This is a genomic window from Citrobacter sp. ANG330 (assembly GCF_047467925.1).
In the GTDB taxonomy this organism is placed as follows: domain Bacteria; phylum Pseudomonadota; class Gammaproteobacteria; order Enterobacterales; family Enterobacteriaceae; genus Citrobacter_A; species Citrobacter_A amalonaticus_G.
Genome location: NZ_JASJUI010000001.1, coordinates 758,412 through 776,306, shown reverse-complemented (window position 1 = coordinate 776,306; position 17,895 = coordinate 758,412). Strand labels below are relative to the sequence as shown.

Annotated in this window: 19 protein-coding genes; 17 read left to right on the top strand and 2 right to left on the bottom strand. The window is 56.0% G+C overall.

The window, feature by feature from the left end; translation table 11 throughout:
• Positions 1 to 76: 76 nt before the first annotated feature.
• On the top strand, positions 77 to 1,513 hold the full coding sequence (gene mgtE / locus QNN88_RS03920) for a magnesium transporter (protein ID WP_414239039.1): 1,437 nt from the start codon (positions 77 to 79) through the stop codon (positions 1,511 to 1,513).
• Here the strand turns inward: mgtE and QNN88_RS03915 are convergent.
• Complete coding sequence (locus QNN88_RS03915) at positions 1,476 to 2,723, bottom strand: SulP family inorganic anion transporter (protein WP_414239038.1); 1,248 nt, start codon at positions 2,721 to 2,723, stop codon at positions 1,476 to 1,478. The two genes, mgtE and QNN88_RS03915, sit on opposite strands and share 38 nt — an antisense overlap.
• A 277-nt stretch (positions 2,724 to 3,000) precedes the next feature.
• On the opposite strand from QNN88_RS03915, the gene mqo reads away from it, so the two are divergent.
• Positions 3,001 to 4,656: a malate dehydrogenase (quinone) gene (gene mqo / locus QNN88_RS03910; RefSeq protein WP_414239037.1), complete on the top strand. Its 1,656-nt coding sequence runs from the start codon at positions 3,001 to 3,003 to the stop codon at positions 4,654 to 4,656.
• A 94-nt stretch (positions 4,657 to 4,750) separates the two neighbouring features.
• On the opposite strand, the gene eco is transcribed toward mqo, so the two are convergent.
• Positions 4,751 to 5,248 (bottom strand): serine protease inhibitor ecotin, encoded by a 498-nt coding sequence (eco, locus tag QNN88_RS03905; RefSeq protein ID WP_414239036.1) that lies wholly within the window; start codon positions 5,246 to 5,248, stop codon positions 4,751 to 4,753.
• 410 nt (positions 5,249 to 5,658) lie between these two features.
• Here eco and napF point away from each other — a divergent pair, with 410 nt between their 5' ends.
• The 15 genes from napF to QNN88_RS03830 all read left to right on the top strand — a co-directional run bounded on the left by napF (position 5,659) and on the right by QNN88_RS03830 (position 17,855).
• Positions 5,659 to 6,150, top strand: a complete 492-nt coding sequence (gene napF / locus QNN88_RS03900) for a ferredoxin-type protein NapF (RefSeq protein WP_414239035.1) — start codon at positions 5,659 to 5,661, stop codon at positions 6,148 to 6,150.
• Positions 6,140 to 6,403 carry a chaperone NapD gene (gene napD / locus QNN88_RS03895; protein ID WP_414239034.1) on the top strand — a complete coding sequence of 88 codons (264 nt, stop codon included), beginning with the start codon at positions 6,140 to 6,142 and terminating at the stop codon, positions 6,401 to 6,403. The genes napF and napD overlap by 11 nt, the downstream gene beginning before the upstream one ends.
• Entirely contained in the window at positions 6,400 to 8,886 is a 2,487-nt protein-coding gene (gene napA / locus QNN88_RS03890) for a nitrate reductase catalytic subunit NapA (protein WP_414239033.1), read from the top strand. Before napD ends, napA begins: the two co-directional genes overlap by 4 nt.
• 6 nt (positions 8,887 to 8,892) lie before the next feature.
• Positions 8,893 to 9,588, top strand: coding sequence for a ferredoxin-type protein NapG (gene napG, locus QNN88_RS03885; protein WP_414239032.1), 696 nt, complete (start codon positions 8,893 to 8,895; stop codon positions 9,586 to 9,588).
• On the top strand, positions 9,575 to 10,438 hold the full coding sequence (napH, locus tag QNN88_RS03880) for a quinol dehydrogenase ferredoxin subunit NapH (RefSeq protein WP_414239031.1): 864 nt from the start codon (positions 9,575 to 9,577) through the stop codon (positions 10,436 to 10,438). Before napG ends, napH begins: the two co-directional genes overlap by 14 nt.
• A complete protein-coding gene (napB, locus tag QNN88_RS03875) occupies positions 10,435 to 10,884 on the top strand; it encodes a nitrate reductase cytochrome c-type subunit (RefSeq protein ID WP_414239030.1) in 450 nt (149 codons plus the stop codon). Before napH ends, napB begins: the two co-directional genes overlap by 4 nt.
• A 9-nt stretch (positions 10,885 to 10,893) precedes the next feature.
• On the top strand, positions 10,894 to 11,496 hold the full coding sequence (gene napC, locus QNN88_RS03870; RefSeq protein WP_042317909.1) for a cytochrome c-type protein NapC: 603 nt from the start codon (positions 10,894 to 10,896) through the stop codon (positions 11,494 to 11,496).
• A 23-nt stretch (positions 11,497 to 11,519) separates the two neighbouring features.
• The gene (gene ccmA / locus QNN88_RS03865) at positions 11,520 to 12,140 is read left to right on the top strand and encodes a cytochrome c biogenesis heme-transporting ATPase CcmA (protein ID WP_414239029.1); all 621 of its coding nucleotides are present in this window, start codon (positions 11,520 to 11,522) and stop codon (positions 12,138 to 12,140) included.
• Positions 12,137 to 12,796 (top strand): heme exporter protein CcmB, encoded by a 660-nt coding sequence (gene ccmB / locus QNN88_RS03860; RefSeq protein ID WP_043000084.1) that lies wholly within the window; start codon positions 12,137 to 12,139, stop codon positions 12,794 to 12,796. Before ccmA ends, ccmB begins: the two co-directional genes overlap by 4 nt.
• A 93-nt stretch (positions 12,797 to 12,889) precedes the next feature.
• On the top strand, positions 12,890 to 13,627 hold the full coding sequence (locus QNN88_RS03855) for a heme ABC transporter permease (RefSeq protein ID WP_414239028.1): 738 nt from the start codon (positions 12,890 to 12,892) through the stop codon (positions 13,625 to 13,627).
• Positions 13,624 to 13,836 (top strand): heme exporter protein CcmD, encoded by a 213-nt coding sequence (gene ccmD, locus QNN88_RS03850; RefSeq protein WP_414239027.1) that lies wholly within the window; start codon positions 13,624 to 13,626, stop codon positions 13,834 to 13,836. Before QNN88_RS03855 ends, ccmD begins: the two co-directional genes overlap by 4 nt.
• Entirely contained in the window at positions 13,833 to 14,312 is a 480-nt protein-coding gene (gene ccmE / locus QNN88_RS03845) for a cytochrome c maturation protein CcmE (RefSeq protein WP_061074747.1), read from the top strand. The genes ccmD and ccmE overlap by 4 nt, the downstream gene beginning before the upstream one ends.
• Positions 14,309 to 16,252 carry a heme lyase CcmF/NrfE family subunit gene (locus tag QNN88_RS03840; RefSeq protein WP_414239026.1) on the top strand — a complete coding sequence of 648 codons (1,944 nt, stop codon included), beginning with the start codon at positions 14,309 to 14,311 and terminating at the stop codon, positions 16,250 to 16,252. The genes ccmE and QNN88_RS03840 overlap by 4 nt, the downstream gene beginning before the upstream one ends.
• Positions 16,249 to 16,806: a thiol:disulfide interchange protein DsbE gene (gene dsbE, locus QNN88_RS03835; RefSeq protein WP_152403490.1), complete on the top strand. Its 558-nt coding sequence runs from the start codon at positions 16,249 to 16,251 to the stop codon at positions 16,804 to 16,806. Before QNN88_RS03840 ends, dsbE begins: the two co-directional genes overlap by 4 nt.
• A complete protein-coding gene (locus QNN88_RS03830) occupies positions 16,803 to 17,855 on the top strand; it encodes a cytochrome c-type biogenesis protein CcmH (RefSeq protein ID WP_414239025.1) in 1,053 nt (350 codons plus the stop codon). Before dsbE ends, QNN88_RS03830 begins: the two co-directional genes overlap by 4 nt.
• The last annotated feature ends 40 nt before the right edge of the window (positions 17,856 to 17,895 follow it).

Below are 17,895 nucleotides of genomic sequence, written 5' to 3'. Positions count from 1 at the left end.
TGACACCCCCGTTTATTGTTATTTACATAACCTCGCGCCATGCTTAATGGTATCTCATATCATGGATTTATGATTAATGGCCGCTACACACAAAAATAGCGCAAGGCTGCGTGATGAAGAGCGAGCACGCCTGATCTGGCTGCTTACCACCGATAAAGCCGTTGTTTCCACCCTGTTGGGCAAGCTCACCCTGGCTGAGCAATATGATGTCGGTACACTCGCCGACGATATTGCTGAGGTAGGCGCGCTGGTCGAGCATCTCCCGCCTCCCGATCTCGCAGATACCCTCGAAGCATTGCCCTCAGAAGAGCGTCATGCTCTCTGGAGGCTGATCCAGAGTGATAAGCGTGGGTATGTCCTGCTTGAGGCGTCCGAAAACGTCTGGGATGACCTGATCGACGAAATGACCGACCGGGAACTGCTTGAGGCGCTGCAATATCTCGACATCGACGAACAGATTTACCTGGTTCAGCACTTGCCGCGTAATCTCACGGGCAGGTTGCTGGCGACGCTGCCACCCGAAGAACGGGCACGTGTGCGCCAGGTTATGCACTACGAAAAGAATCGCGTCGGCGCGATCATGGAATTTGAGGTCATCACCGTGCGCCCGGATGTGACGCTGCAAGTGGTGCAGCGCTATCTGCGTCGGCTGGGTAAGATGCCGGAAAACACCGATAAACTGTTTGTCACCCGTCGCGACAAAACGCTGGTCGGTGAGCTAACCCTGACCTGTATTCTGCTTAACGATGTGCACAGCAAAGTCAGCGAGGTGATGGATGACGATCCGCTGACCTTCGCCCCGGAAGACAAAGCGGAAAACGCAGCACGTACCTTCGAACGTGACAACCTGGTCAGTGCAGCCGTGGTCGATCCTTCCGGGAAACTGATGGGGCGCTTAACGATCGACGAGATCGTCGACGTGGTCTACGAAGAGACGGACACCGACCTGCGTCGAATGGGCGGATTGAGTGCCGAAGAGGACGTTTTTGCGCCCGTTCCTAAAGCGGTAAAAACCCGCTGGGCGTGGCTGGCGGTTAACCTCTGCACCGCGTTCATTGCATCCCGCGTCATTGATGGCTTTGAGCACACTATTTCACAACTGGTGGCACTGGCGTCGCTGATGCCGATTGTCGCCGGGATCGGCGGGAATACCGGTAATCAGACCATCACCATGATTGTCCGGGCACTGGCATTACAGAATATCCAGCCGGGTAACCTGACCTTTCTTATTCTGCGCGAGATGGGGGTGGCGCTGGTCAATGGCCTCGTCTGGGGCGGAATTATGGGCGGGATCACCTGGTGGCTGTACGACGACATGGCGCTCGGTGGAGTCATGACCCTGGCAATGATGCTGAACCTGCTTATGGCGGCGCTGATGGGGGTGATTATCCCGATGACGATGGTGAAACTCGGGCGCGACCCGGCGGTCGGCTCGAGCGTGATGATCACCGCAATTACCGATACCGGCGGGTTCTTTATTTTTCTTGGGCTGGCGACGCTGTTTCTGATGTAGCGCGTCGTTTACGCTTCACGACGCGAGGCAGTAATCCCATCGCCACCACTCCGGCAACCACGCCAATCGCCAGGTTGCCGGTGGAGACCGTTGCGGCAACGGTAATGACCATCACCAGCGTTTCCACTACGGGCAGTGTCGTCAGGGTGGCAGGCTGGATGCTGTGCCAACTGAACGTTTTCACCGCCACAATCACCATGATCCCGGCCAGAACCGACATCGGGATTTTTGCCATCACGTCGCTCAGCGCGGTGACCAGCAGCAGTAAAACCAACCCGGCGGCGATCGTCGACACGCGGCTGCGGCCTTTCCCCATCTCCACATTCACGATGGTCTGTCCGATCATCGCGCAGCCAGCAATGCCGCCGTAAAAGCCCGCCAGAATGTTGGCGAACCCCAGACCCGCGCTTTCACGATTTTTGTTCGACGGCGTGACCGTCAGATCATCAACCAGTTTCGCCGTCAGTAGCGACTCCATCAGGCCCACGAAAGCGATACTCAGCGCGCAGGGCCAGATAATTGTCAGCGTTTGCAGATTCAGCGGCACTAACAGCTGCGTCAGTCCCGGTAGCCCGCCGCTCATTGCGCCTTCATCACCGACGGTCGGCAGCAATTGTCCGGTGGTTGCGGTAAACAGTGTCAATAAAACAATGGCAATCAGCGGTGCAGGAACGCTTTTAATAAAGCGCGGCACCCACAACACAATGAGTAGCGTTAAGGCAAACAGCCCCCAGATGAGCGGACTTTTGCTCCAGAAATGGGGGACCTGGGCGAAGAAAATCAGAATGCCGAGGGCGTTCACAAACCCGGTCATGACGGCGGCAGGAATAAAACGCATCAGGCGCGCCATCCCGGTAACGCCAAACAGGATCTGGATAAGCCCGGCTAATACGACCGCTGGCAGAATGTACTGTACGCCATGCTGGTGCACCATCGGGCCTATCACCAGCGCAACGGAACCGGCTGCTGCCGTGACCATCGCCGGGCGGCCGCCCATGAAAGACATTGCCAGACAAAGAACCACTGAGGCAATCAGGCTGACTTTCGGGTCAACGCCGGCAATCACCGAAAATGAGATCACTTCCGGGATCAGCGCCAGCGCGGTGATCATCCCTGCCAGCGTTTCGCGTACCAGCAGACGTGGGGCGCGAAGAACGCCACCGACCGTGTGTTCCGCAGCCAGAACAGGAGACGAAGGGGTTACAGACATATTTACTCTCAGGTAGGAAAGGGCCTGATAACAGCAGACCGACAGGCGTCCGTGCGGTGAATAGCAAAGCGCCGCATAGTACCTTTCTGGAGCGTCTGTTTCCAGAAAATATTGCGAATAACCTTATAAACATTCAACGTATTTTTAACTATTTTAAAATCTTAATATAATTTATAAACAATATTTAAATATTTTTACTGAAGTGTTAACGTTGGTGCCGCTCGATTTTCACCTGCAAAAAGCAAAAAAACGATACTAAAAGTAAGGCATTAACCATATGAAAAAAGTGACTGCCATGCTCTTCTCGATGGCCGTAGGGCTGAATGCTGTCTCGATGGCGGCAAAAGCGAAAGCGACGGAAGAGCAGGAGACGGACGTACTGTTGATCGGCGGCGGCATCATGAGCGCCACACTGGGAACTTATCTACAGGAACTGGAACCCGACTGGTCGATGACCATGGTGGAGCGCCTGGACGGTGTCGCACAAGAGAGTTCAAACGGCTGGAACAACGCCGGTACCGGGCACTCCGCGCTGATGGAGCTGAACTACACGCCGAAGAAAGCCGACGGGAGTATCAGTACCGAAAAGGCAGTCGAAATTAACGAAGCCTTCCAGATTTCTCGCCAGTTCTGGGCGCATCAGGTCAAGAGCGGCGTGATGCACGACCCGCGCACCTTCATCACCACCGTTCCGCACATGAGCTTCGTCTGGGGTGAAGAGAACGTCAACTTCCTGCGCGCCCGCTATGCGGCACTGCAACAGAGCACGTTGTTCCGTGGTATGCGCTACTCCGAAGACCACGCGCAAATCAAAGAGTGGGCACCGCTGGTGATGGAAGGGCGCGATCCGAAGCAGAAAGTCGCCGCTACGCGTACCGAAATGGGAACGGACGTGAACTACGGCGAAATTACACGCCAATTGATTGCTTCGTTGCAGAAAAAGCCCAATTTTTCTCTGGAATTGAGCTCCGAAGTCCGTGGGTTTAAACGTAACGACGATAATACCTGGACGGTGACCGTCGCCGATCTGAAAAACGGCGAAGCGGAACATAAAATTAAAGCCAAATTCGTCTTTATCGGCGCGGGTGGCGCAGCGCTGAAGTTGTTGCAGGAAACCGGTATTCCGGAAGCCAAAGAGTACGCAGGCTTCCCGGTTGGTGGGCAATTCCTGGTCGCAGAAAACCCGGACGTGGTGAACCGTCATCTGGCGAAAGTGTACGGTCAGGCTTCCGTCGGGGCACCGCCGATGTCAGTCCCGCATATCGATACCCGTATTCTGGACGGTAAACGTGTCGTGCTGTTCGGACCGTTCGCCACGTTCTCCACCAAATTCCTGAAAAACGGTTCGCTGTGGGATCTGCTGAGTTCAACCACGCCTTCCAACTTCATGCCGATGGTCAACGTCGGGATGGATAACTTCGATCTGGTGAAATACCTGATTAGCCAGGTAATGCTGAGCGATGACGACCGCTTCGAGGCGCTAAAAGAGTACTATCCGCAGGCGAAGAAAGAGGACTGGCGTTTGTGGCAGGCGGGTCAGCGGGTACAGATCATCAAGCGTGATGAAGATAAAGGCGGTGTACTGCGACTGGGAACAGAAGTGGTGAGCGACAAGGAAGGAACCGTTGCCGCACTGCTGGGCGCGTCACCGGGTGCATCCACTGCGGCCCCCATCATGCTGCACCTGATGGAAACGGTCTTTAAAGATAAAGTGAACACGCCGCAATGGCAGGCGAAGCTGAAAACGATTATTCCGTCTTACGGTACAAAACTGAACGGCAACGTTGAGGCGACGCAACAGGAACTGCAATACACCAGTGAAGTGCTGGGGCTACAGTATGTCCAGCCGCAGACGGCGGACGCGGCACCGAAAGCGCAGCTTAAACCACAGGCTCAGCCTGCGCGTAAAGAAGTGGCGGATATCGCGCTGTAACTGCATTGCCGGATGGCGCTGCGCTTATCCGGCCTACGCTGAGTTCCTGTAGGCCGGATAGGGGGGGGCGCCGCCATCCGGCATCATCGGTGGTTTATCGGGCAACCGCGTCCTGAATCTTCTCTTCCGCTTTCCAGATGCGGAATTTCACATCAACATTTGCCGGGGTATACACCACGATTGGCAACTTGCTGTTGTAACGCAGCATACCGTTATCACCCAGATAGGCGGTCACAAATTTCTGCTCTTTTTTGCCATCCGGGCAGGCCATCATGGTCGATACCGGAGAGGTAACTTTGTCAAAGACGTAGTAGTCATAACCCCAGCCTTCCAGCGTTTTGCTTTCCAATTCGCCGCCCAAACGATGCTGATTACAGTCGACTTCCAGCGTCTGGCCGATCATCAGCTCCACTTTCAGAGTAGATTCATCTTCCTGATGGGGTAGCTGAATGACCTGACGCTTCATGCCCTTTTCCGCCTGCGGCCAGGGGGCGATTTTTTCCAGCGGTTGCGGATTCGCTTCCGTGGAGGCCGACCATGCAGAGGTGCTGGCAAAGGCAGCGAACAAAACGGCAGGGACTATTGTCTTCATTTTCGAGTTCACAGGTTTTCCTTTTTTATCTTATGAACGATTTCACGACAGATTAACATGTGGGGTGAAATCATTAATCTGTCTTTACGTATTTTTAAAGTTCATTAGTTTTGATTATATAAGATAGCTGGTTATTTATTCTTATTTATGCCTTTTGTTTGGTTTGATTATCCTGATGATTGTCTCGATATGTAAGAAATTACATAACCCTTTGATATGTGCGGAGAAGCACATTCTGACAAGCTTCATTAACACTCTTTTGATCCAACCACTGGTTTTACCCCGATTGGGGTATGCTCCTGGACCCCATCCTTTACTATCTTAGCGATCATAATAATGACTTAGTAGTAATGCGGTTTTTATTGTCGTTCACCCAGCCGGGGGAGCGTCGTTTATGGAAGGGCGATGCCATGGTTGATCTATCCCGTCGAGGCATACTGACTGGCAGTTGGCGTAATGCCAACCGTGAGATCCGTCCGCCGTGGGTCAGGGAAGCCTCTCAGTTTCTGTCCCAGTGTACCCGTTGCGACGCCTGTATTCAGGCTTGTGAACACGATGTTTTGCAACGTGGCACGGGTGGCTATCCGAGCGTTAATTTCCAACAAAGTGAATGCACCTTCTGCTACGCCTGTGCGCAGGCTTGCCCCGAATCTCTCTTTTCTCCGCGCCACACCAGGGCATGGGATCTGATTTTTACTATTGGGCAAGCGTGTCTGGCGTATCAGTCCGTAGAGTGCCGCCGCTGTCAGGATAGCTGTGAACCGCAGGCGATAACATTTCGCCCGACACTGTCCGGTATTTATCAACCACAACTCGATAACCAGAACTGTAACGGATGCGGCGCGTGTGTCGCCAGTTGCCCGGTGTCAGCCATTAGCGCGGAGTATAACCATGCCCATTAACTGGCAGGTCTGCAGCCTGATTGTTCAGGCCAAAGGCGAGCATGTACAGGATATCAGCACGCAGTTAAACGCATTGCCGGGCTGCGAAGTGGCCGTAAGCGACCCGCAAAGCGGTCAGATGATTGCCGTGGTTGAAGCGGAACACAGTGAACCGCTGATGCAAACAATTGAGTCGGTACGCAACGTTGCGGGCGTGCTGGCGGTGTCGCTGGTTTATCACCAGCAGGAAGAACAAGGTGAGGAAACACCATGAAACTCAGTCGTCGTAGCTTTATGAAAGCTAACGCCGTTGCGGCCGCTGCGGCGGCTGCCGGGCTAAGCGTGCCGGGCGTCGCTCGTGCAGTTGTTGGTCAACAGGAAGCCATTAAGTGGGATAAAGCCCCGTGCCGTTTTTGCGGGACGGGCTGTGGCGTTCTGGTGGGTACGCAACAGGGGCGTATTGTCGCCTGTCAGGGCGATCCGGATGCACCAGTAAACCGGGGTCTGAACTGCATCAAGGGCTATTTCTTGCCCAAAATCATGTACGGCGAGGACCGCTTAACACAGCCGCTGCTGCGCATGAAAGACGGTAAGTACAGCAAAGACGGTGAATTTACGCCGATCAGCTGGGATCAGGCCTTCGACGTGATGGAAGAGAAGTTTAAAACCGCACTGAAAGAGAAAGGCCCGGAATCTGTCGGTATGTTTGGTTCCGGTCAGTGGACCATCTGGGAAGGTTACGCCGCCTCCAAACTGTTTAAAGCGGGCTTGCGCTCGAACAACCTCGATCCAAACGCGCGTCACTGCATGGCGTCAGCGGTGGTAGGCTTTATGCGTACCTTTGGCATGGACGAACCGATGGGTTGCTACGACGATATCGAGCATGCCGATGCGTTTGTTCTGTGGGGATCGAACATGGCAGAGATGCACCCGATCCTCTGGTCGCGTATCACCAACCGTCGCCTTTCCGATCCGAATGTTAACGTCTCCGTACTGTCCACCTTCCAGCATCGTAGCTTTGAGCTGGCGGACAACGGGATGGTCTTTACGCCGCAGTCTGACCTGGTGATCCTCAACTACATCGCTAACTACATCATTCAGAACAACGCGATTAACCAGGACTTCTTCAGCAAACACGTTAACGTCCGCAAAGGGGCAACGGATATCGGCTATGGTTTGCGTCCGACGCATCCGCTGGAAAAAGCCGCGAAAAACCCAGGTTCTGACGCCTCTGAGCCGATGAGCTTTGAAGATTACAAAGCGTTTGTGGCTGAGTACACGCTGGAAAAAACCGCTGAAATGACCAGTGTGCCGAAAGATCAGCTGGAGCAACTGGCGAAGCTGTATGCCGATCCGAACAAGAAAGTCATCTCTTACTGGACGATGGGCTTCAACCAGCATACGCGCGGCGTGTGGGCCAACAACCTGATCTACAACATCCACCTGCTGACTGGCAAAATCGCGCAGCCGGGCTGCGGACCGTTCTCGTTAACCGGTCAGCCTTCCGCCTGTGGTACTGCGCGTGAAGTGGGTACTTTTGCTCACCGTCTGCCGGCGGACATGGTGGTCACTAACGAAAAACACCGTGAGATCTGTGAAAAACACTGGAATATCCCGACCGGGACCATTCCGGCGAAAATCGGTCTCCACGCGGTTGCCCAGGACAGGGCACTGAAAGACGGCAAGCTGAACGTCTACTGGACGATGTGTACCAACAACATGCAGGCCGGTCCGAACATAAACGAAGATCGTCTGCCAGGCTGGCGCGATCCGCGTAACTTTATCATTGTCTCCGATCCGTACCCGACCGTCAGCGCGCTGGCTGCGGACCTGATCCTGCCAACTGCGATGTGGGTGGAGAAGGAAGGGGCCTATGGCAACGCCGAACGACGCACTCAGTTCTGGCGCCAACAGATTAAAGCGCCGGGCGAATCAAAATCTGATCTGTGGCAGCTGGTTCAGTTCTCACGCCGCTTCAAAACGGAAGAGGTCTGGCCCGAAGAACTGCTGGCACAGAAACCAGAACTGCGCGGTAAAACGCTGTATGACGTGCTGTTTGCCACCCCTGCGGTGAGCAAATTCCCGCTGACGGAGTTGAAAGAGGATCAGCTTAACGACGAATCTCGTGAGCTGGGCTTCTATCTGCAAAAAGGGCTGTTTGAAGAGTACGCCTGGTTTGGTCGCGGACACGGCCACGATCTCGCGCCGTTCGATGATTATCATAAAGCGCGCGGTCTGCGCTGGCCGGTGGTTGACGGGAAAGAGACGCAGTGGCGCTACAGCGAAGGCCATGATCCCTACGTGAAAGCGGGCGAAGGCTACAAGTTCTACGGTAAACCAGATGGCAAAGCGGTGATCTTCGCGCTGCCGTTTGAACCGGCCGCAGAAGTGCCGGATGCCGAGTACGATCTGTGGCTGTCCACGGGACGTGTGCTGGAACACTGGCATACCGGCAGCATGACGCGTCGCGTGCCTGAGCTGCACCGTGCGTTCCCGGAAGGGGTGCTGTTTATTCATCCGCTGGATGCAAAAAAACGCGATCTGCGTCGTGGCGATAAGGTCAAAGTGGTCTCTCGTCGCGGTGAGGTGATTTCCCTGGTTGAAACCCGTGGACGTAACCGTCCGCCGCAGGGGCTGGTCTACATGGCGTTCTTCGACGCCGCACAGCTGGTGAATAACCTGACGCTGGATGCGACGGATCCGCTCTCTAAAGAGACGGATTTCAAGAAGTGCGCCGTGAAGCTGGCGAAGGTGTAACACGCCATGTCCCGGTCAGCGAAACCCCAAAATGGCCGCCGCCGCTTTCTGCGCGATGTTGTTCGCACAGCGGGCGGACTGGCTGCCGTTGGCGTGGCGCTGGGGTTACAGCAGCAAACCGCACGAGCTACGGGCGTGCGGTTACGCCCGCCAGGCGCCGTTAACGAGAACGCCTTTGCCAGCGCCTGCGTGCGCTGCGGGCAGTGCGTTCAGGCCTGTCCGTATGACACCTTAAAACTGGCGACGCTGGCGTCGGGTCTGTCGGCCGGCACGCCGTATTTCATCGCCCGCGATATCCCTTGCGAAATGTGTGAAGACATTCCGTGCGCCAAAGTCTGCCCCAGCGGGGCGCTGGACCGTGAGATTGCCTCCATTGACGATTCGCGGATGGGGCTGGCGGTTCTGCTGGATCAGGAAAACTGCCTGAACTTCCAGGGATTACGCTGTGACGTCTGCTATCGCGAATGCCCAAAAATCGATGAGGCCATCACGCTGGAGCTGGATCGCAACATGCGAACCGGCAAACATGCGCGATTTCTTCCGACCGTTCACAGCGACGCCTGCACCGGCTGCGGTAAATGCGAAAAAGTCTGTGTGCTGGAGCAACCCGCGATAAAAGTGTTGCCGCTGTCGCTGGCGAAAGGGGAGTTAGGCCACCATTACCGCTTCGGCTGGCTGGAGGGGAACGATGGCAAATCGTAAACGTGACGCCGGGCGCGAAGCGCAGGCGAAAAAGGGTTGGTGGCGCAGCCATCGCTGGCTGATGTTGCGCCGTCTTAGCCAGTTTATCGTGCTGGGGATGTTTCTCAGCGGCCCGTGGTTTGGCGTGTGGATCCTGCATGGGAACTACTCCAGCAGTCTGCTGTTGGAGACGATTCCGCTGACCGATCCGCTCATCACCCTGCAAAGTCTGGCGAGCGGTCATCTGCCCGTGGCGGTGGCGCTAACAGGTGCGGCAATTATTACCGTGCTTTACGCCCTGGCAGGAAAGCGATTGTTTTGCGGTTGGGTTTGCCCGCTAAACCCGATTACCGATTTTGCGGCCTGGCTACGCAGAAGGTTTGACCTGAATCAGTCCGCAACGATTCCGCGTCATATACGGTACGTGTTGCTGGTTGTGGTGCTGGTGGGTTCAGCGCTGACCGGAACGCTACTGTGGGAATGGATTAACCCTGTTTCACTGCTGGGGCGTAGCCTGGTGATGGGATTCGGTAGCGGCGCACTGCTGATTATCGCTCTGTTTTTATTTGATTTGCTGGTCGTTGAACACGGCTGGTGCGGGCATCTTTGTCCTTTGGGCGCACTGTATGGCGTGCTGGGTAGCCGGGGCGCTATCACCGTTGCGGCAAAAGACCGACAGAAATGTAACCGCTGTATGGACTGTTTTCATGTTTGCCCGGAACCGCATGTATTACGTGCCCCGGTGCTGGATGAGCAAAGCCCGGTGCAGGTCACCAGTCGCGATTGCATGGCCTGCGGTCGCTGCGTGGATGTCTGTTCTGAGGACGTATTTACAATAACTACACGATGGAGTTCGGGAGCGAAATCATGAAAAGCCATGACCTGAAGAAAGCGCTGTGTCAATGGACAGCCCTGCTGGCCCTGGTGGTGAGCGGTGCGGTTTGGGCGGCAAACGGAGTGGATCTTAGCCAGTCTCCGGAAGTGTCGGGGACACAGGAAGGGGCAATTCGCATGCAGAAAGAGCAGGAGCGTATGCCGCTGAACTACGTGAATCAGCCGCCGATGGTTCCCCATAGCGTCGATGGTTACCAGGTGACCACCAATACCAACCGTTGTCTGCAATGCCACGGTGTCGAAAGCTATCGCGCCACCGGCGCGCCGCGTATTAGTCCAACTCACTTTATGGACAGCGATGGCAAAGTACTGGCTGAAGTGGCGCCGCGTCGTTACTTCTGTTTGCAGTGCCATGTTCCGCAGACTGACGCCCCGCCGATTGTGGGTAACACCTTTACCCCATCGAAAGGTTTCGGGAAATAAGAGGTCATTATGGAAAATGCTAACCGTAAACCAGGCCGGATTAAGCGCCTCTGGCAGTGGTGGCGTCGCCCCAGTCGCCTGGCGCTGGGAACGCTGCTGTTAATCGGGTTCGTCGGCGGGATTATTTTCTGGGGTGGATTTAACACCGGGATGGAAAAAGCCAACACCGAAGAGTTCTGCATTAGCTGCCATGAAATGCGCAATACCGTGTATCAGGAATACATGGAAACCGTGCATTACAACAACCGTAGCGGTGTGCGAGCGACCTGTCCTGACTGCCACGTACCGCATGAATTTGTGCCGAAAATGATCCGTAAGATCAAGGCCAGTAAAGAACTGTACGCAAAAGCGTTGGGTCTGATTGATACACCGCAGAAGTTCGAAGCGCATCGTCTGACGATGGCGCAGAATGAATGGCGAAGGATGAAAGATAACAATTCTCAGGAGTGCCGTAACTGTCACAACTTTGAGTTCATGGACTTAACCGCCCAGAAGAGTGTCGCCGCAAAAATGCACGATCAGGCGGTGAAAGACGGGCAAACCTGTATTGACTGCCATAAAGGGATTGCGCACAAGCTTCCTGATATGCGCGATGTCAAACCGGGCTTCTGACGGGATGGTAATGAGTGGGTAGTATGCTTGAAGCCAGAAAGCTCCTCTGTGAGCGGGATGACCGAGTCCTGTTTAGCGATTTGTCATTCCAGGTCAGCGCAGGGGAGTGGATACAGGTCACCGGCGGCAACGGCGCAGGGAAAACCACCCTGCTGCGGTTGCTGACAGGATTCTCTCGTCCTGACGCCGGGGAGGTGTGCTGGCAGGAGCAACCGCTACATCGTGTGCGGGACAGCTACCATCAAAATTTGTTGTGGATTGGACATCAGCCGGGGATAAAAACCCGGCTGACGGCGTTGGAAAACCTGCGTTTTTTCCATCAGGACGGCGATATCGCGAAATGTCTCGCGGCGCTGGCGCAGGCCGGCCTTGCGGGTTACGAAGATATTCCGGTTAATCAACTCTCTGCCGGACAGCAGCGCCGGGTGGCGTTAGCGCGTCTCTGGCTGACCCGCGCCACGCTCTGGATCCTCGACGAACCTTTTACCGCCATTGATGTGAACGGCGTTGAACGCCTGACGCAGCGGATGGCACAGCATACCGAAGAAGGCGGGATCGTTATCCTCACCACCCACCAGCCGATGAACGTTGCTACAGACCGCATTCGCCGGATTGCGCTGACTCACGAGAGGGCAGGGCAATGATGTGGCGTATCTTCCGGCTCGAACTGCGCGTTGCCTTTCGCCATAGCGCGGAAATTGCCAATCCGCTGTGGTTCTTCCTGATTGTTATCACACTGTTCCCGCTGAGCATTGGGCCGGAACCGCAACTGCTGGCGCGTATTGCGCCGGGGATTATTTGGGTTGCTGCGCTGCTGGCCTCGCTGCTGGCGCTGGAGCGACTGTTTCGCGATGACCTGCAGGACGGCAGCCTTGAGCAACTGATGCTGCTGCCGATCCCATTACCGATGGTGGTGCTGGCAAAAGTGATGGCCCACTGGATGGTCACCGGGTTGCCGTTGTTAATCCTCTCTCCGCTGGTGGCATTGCTGCTGGGGATGGACCTCTACGGCTGGAAGATTATGGCGCTGACTCTACTGCTGGGCACGCCGACGCTGAGCTTTCTCGGCGCGCCGGGGGTGGGGTTGACGGTGGGACTAAAGCGCGGCGGCGTACTACTGAGCGTGCTGGTGCTGCCATTGACTATTCCCTTGTTGATTTTTGCGACCGCGGCAATGGATGCCGCATCCATGCATCTTCCTGTGGATGGATACATGGCGATTTTGGGGGCGCTGCTGGCGGGTAGCGCGACGTTAAGTCCTTTTGCGACAGCGGCCGCGTTACGCATCAGTTTGCAGTAGCCTGTTGGGCGTATAAGTAGGTCGGATAAGGCGTCAGCCGCCATCCGGTACGACGGTAGTTTCATTCGTTTGTTGGAGTCTGGTGACGAAATTATGTGGAAAACACTTCATCAACTGGCTATGCCCCCACGGCTGTATCAGCTTTGCGGCTATTTTGTACCGTGGCTGGCTGTCGCTTGTGTACTGGTTCTGGCGACGGGCTGGATCTGGGGATTCGGTTTTGCCCCTGCGGATTACCAGCAGGGGCAGAGCTACCGCATTATTTATCTGCACGTACCGGCGGCTATATGGTCAATGGGGATTTATGCCTCGATGGCGGTAGCGGCGTTTATCGGTCTCGTCTGGCAGATGAAAATGGCGAACCTGGCGCTGGCCGCGATGGCGCCGATTGGTGCGGTGTTTACGTTTATTGCGCTGGTCACCGGCTCCGCCTGGGGTAAACCGATGTGGGGCACCTGGTGGGTGTGGGATGCGCGGCTAACGTCGGAACTGGTGCTGCTGTTTCTCTATGTTGGCGCAATTGCCCTGTGGCATGCCTTTGACGACCGCAAGATGGCGGGGCGTGCGGCCGGGATCCTGGTGCTGATTGGCGTGGTGAACCTGCCGATTATTCATTATTCAGTGGAGTGGTGGAACACGCTGCATCAGGGCTCGACCCGTATGCAGCAAAGTATTGATCCGGCTATGCGCACACCGTTGCGGCTGGCGATTGTCGGCTATCTGCTGCTGTTTATCACGCTGTCGCTGATGCGCATGCGTAACCTGATTCTGATGATGGAAAAACGTCGCCCGTGGGTGAGTGAACTGATTTTAAAAAGGGGCCGCCAATGACCACTGCATTTGCATCCTGGAGTGATTTCTTTGCGATGGGCGGCTACGCCTTCTACGTCTGGCTGGCCGTGGCGCTGAGCGTCATCCCGCTGGCCGTGCTGGTTATTCATACTGTGACGCAACATCGCGCCATTCTGCATGATGTCGCTCGCCAGCGGGCGCGTGAAGCACGACTGCGTGCGGCACAGGCGCAACGGGAGGCGGCGTGAATATTCGACGTAAGAACCGTTTATGGATTGCCTGCGGCGTGCTTGTCGGGTTAGCGCTGACGATTACGCTGGTGCTGTACGCGCTGCGCGCCAACATCGACCTGTTCTACACGCCAGGTGAGATTCTCTACGGCAAACGCGAGACCCAACAGATGCCGGAAGTGGGCCAGCGGCTGCGTGTAGGTGGCATGGTCATGCCCGGCAGCGTCAAGCGCGACCCCAACTCGCTGAAGGTGAATTTCAGCATCTATGATGCCGAAGGCGTAGTGGATGTCACTTACGAAGGTATTCTGCCGGACCTGTTCCGTGAAGGGCAGGGCGTGGTGGTGCAGGGGGAGCTCGGCGAGAAAAACCATATTCAGGCGAAAGAAGTTCTCGCCAAGCATGATGAGAACTACACGCCGCCGGAAGTGGAAAAAGCGATGCAGGAAAATCATCGCCGTCCGGAGAGCGTTTATAAGGATAAAACATCATGATGCCTGAAATTGGCAATGCGCTGTTATGCCTGGCACTGGGCGTTGCGTTGTTACTCTCAGTCTATCCGCTATGGGGTGTGGCGCGTGGCGACGCGCGGATGATGGTGTCGGCAAGACCGTTTTCCTGGCTGTTGTTTATCCTCGTGATGGGCGCCTTTCTGGTGCTGGTCAACGCCTTTGTAGTGAATGATTTCACTGTCGTTTATGTCGCCAGCAACTCTAACACGCAACTGCCGGTCTGGTACCGCGTCGCTGCCACCTGGGGCGCGCATGAAGGCTCGCTGCTGCTGTGGGTGTTGCTGATGAGCGGCTGGACCTTTGCCGTCGCGCTTTTTTCTCAGCGAATGCCGCTGGATATCGTCGCTCGCGTACTCGCGGTGATGGGGATGGTCAGCGTCGGCTTCCTGTTGTTCATTCTGTTTACCTCTAATCCATTCGCCCGTACGTTACCCGATTTCCCGATAGAAGGGCGCGACCTGAATCCGCTGTTGCAGGACCCGGGGCTGATTTTTCATCCGCCGCTGCTGTATATGGGCTATGTCGGTTTCTCGGTCGCCTTCGCGTTCGCTATCGCGGCGCTAATGAGCGGTCGCCTGGACAGCACCTTCGCCCGTTTTTCCCGCCCCTGGACGCTGGCGGCATGGGTTTTCCTGACGCTGGGGATCGTGCTGGGCTCGGCATGGGCGTATTACGAACTCGGCTGGGGCGGCTGGTGGTTCTGGGATCCGGTGGAAAACGCCTCGTTTATGCCGTGGCTGGTGGGAACCGCGCTGATGCACTCGCTGGCGGTCACTGAACAGCGCGGCAGCTTCAAAGCGTGGACGCTGTTGCTCTCCATCTGCGCGTTCTCGCTCTGCCTGTTGGGGACGTTCCTCGTGCGCTCGGGCGTGCTGGTGTCGGTGCATGCGTTTGCTTCCGATCCGTCTCGCGGGATGTTTATTCTGGCCTTTATGGTGCTGGTCATCGGCGGCTCGCTGCTGCTGTTTGCCACGCGAGGACATAAGGTTCGCTCCCGGGTGAATAACGCCCTCTGGTCGCGTGAATCGCTGTTGCTCGGTAACAACGTGCTGCTGATTGCCGCCATGCTGGTAGTGCTGCTGGGAACGTTGCTGCCGCTGGTGCATAAGCAGCTCGGGATGGGCAGTATCTCTATCGGCGAACCGTTTTTTAATACCATGTTTACCTGGCTAATGGCGCCGTTTGCGCTGTTGCTTGGCATTGGCCCGCTGGTCCGCTGGGGACGCGACCGACCGCGTAAACTGCAACGGTTGTTGATCATCGCGCTGGCCAGCACGTTTGTGCTCTCTCTGCTGCTGCCATGGTTGTTTGAGAACAAGATTATCGCCATGACGGTCGTCGGGCTGGCAATGGCCTGTTGGGTGTTTGTGCTGGCGATGGCGGAGCTTGCGCAGCGAATTTCGCGTGGCGCGAAAATGACGCTCAGCTACTGGGGAATGGTGGCCGGGCACGTCGGCCTGGCGGTGACGATTGTCGGCATCGCCTTCAGCCAGAACTATAGCGTCGAGCGTGATGTCCGCATGAAAGCCGGTGACAGCGTCGATATCCATGAATATCGCTTCACCTTCCGTGAAGTGAAGGATATCACCGGACCCAACTATCGCGGTGGTGTGGCGATTATCGGCGTCACCCGTGATGGCAAGGCAGAAGCGACGCTGCATGCCGAAAAACGCTTTTATAACAGTACCAGTTCGATGATGACTGAAGCGGCGATTGACGGCGGGATCACCCGCGATCTGTACGCCGCGCTTGGTGAAGAGCTGGATAACGGCGCGTGGGCAGTGCGTCTGTATTACAAACCGTTTATTCGCTGGATCTGGGCGGGTGGAATATTGATGGCGATTGGCGGGCTGTTGTGCCTGTTTGACCCGCGTTATCGCAAACGCGTACAACCGCAAAAATCGGCGTCGGAGGCGGTATGAAGCGCAACGTACTTTTGATTCCCTTTGTGATTTTTCTCGTGATTGCCGCAGCGCTGCTGTGGCAACTGGCGCGTAACGCAGAAGGCGACACGCCGACGAATCTGGAGTCGGCGCTAATTGGTAAACCGGTGCCGACTTTCCGGCTTGAGTCGCTGGAGAACCCCGGTAAGCATTATGAGGCGGATGTGCTGACGCAGGGTAAACCGGTGTTGCTGAACGTGTGGGCGACGTGGTGCCCGACCTGTCGTGCTGAGCATCAGTATCTGAACCAGCTGTCGGCGCAGGGGATTCGCGTCGTAGGGCTGAATTATAAAGACGACCGCCAGAAGGCCATCGTCTGGCTGAAAGAGTTGGGCAACCCTTACGCACTGAGTCTGTTTGATGGCGACGGTATGCTGGGCCTGGATCTTGGCGTCTATGGCGCGCCGGAAACCTTCCTGATCGACGGTAAAGGCATTATTCGTTACCGCCATGCCGGCGATCTGAACGCCCGTGTCTGGGAGAGTGAGATTAAGCCGCTGTGGGAGAAATACAGCAAGGAGGCCGCGCAATGAGACTTTTGCTGGGTGTGCTAATGTTGCTGCTTTCTGCTAACGCGCTGGCCACCATTGATGTGATGCAGTTTAAGGATGAAACTCAGGAGCAACAGTTCCGTCAATTGACCGAACAGCTACGTTGTCCTAAATGTCAGAACAACAGTATCGCGGATTCTAATTCGATGATTGCGACTGACCTGCGCCAGAAAGTCTATGAGCTGATGCAGGAAGGGAAAAGTCAGAAAGAGATTGTCGACTATATGGTGGCGCGCTACGGTAACTTCGTCACCTATGATCCGCCGTTGACACCGCTGACCATCTTGTTGTGGGTGCTCCCCGTGGCGGCAATTGGCGCAGGTGGCTGGATTATCGTAGCCCGTTCGCGTCGGCGGGTACGCCTGAAGCAGGAGGTGTTCCCGGATGAGATGTCGTTACCGGAGGGCAAACGTGCCGGGCTGGCGGTTTATCTGCCCGGTATTGTCATTGCTGTCATTGTGGGGGCTGTCAGTTATTACCAGACCGGGAGCTATAAGCAGGTGGAAATCTGGCAGCAGGCGACGGCACAAAGCCCGGCGCTGCTGGAGCGCGCGCTGGATCCAAACGCGCAGCCGCTGAATGAAGAAGAGATGACGCGTCTGTCGCTGGGGCTGCGTACCCGTCTGCAAAGCGATGCGAAAAACGTGGAAGGCTGGATCATGCTGGGACGGATCGGCATGGTGCTTGGCAATGCCAGCACTGCCACGGAGGCGTACGCCAACGCTTATCGACTCGCTCCAAAGAACAGTGATGCGGCGCTGGGCTATGCTGAGGCGCTGACGCGCTCTTCCGATCCTGATGATAACCGTCGGGGTGGGGAGTTACTGCGAGAACTGGTCCGTAGCGATCACGCCAACGTGCGGGTTCTGAGTATGTACGCCTTCAATGCCTTTGAGCAGGAACGTTTTGGCGAGGCGGTAGCCGCCTGGGAGATGATGTTGAAAATGCTGCCGGCGAACGATACGCGTCGTGCGGTGATTGAGCGCAGTATCGCACAGGCAATGCAGCATTTGTCTCCAAAGAGTGAGTAACCACCCGGCCGGATGGCGACGCACAGGCCCGATAAGCGTA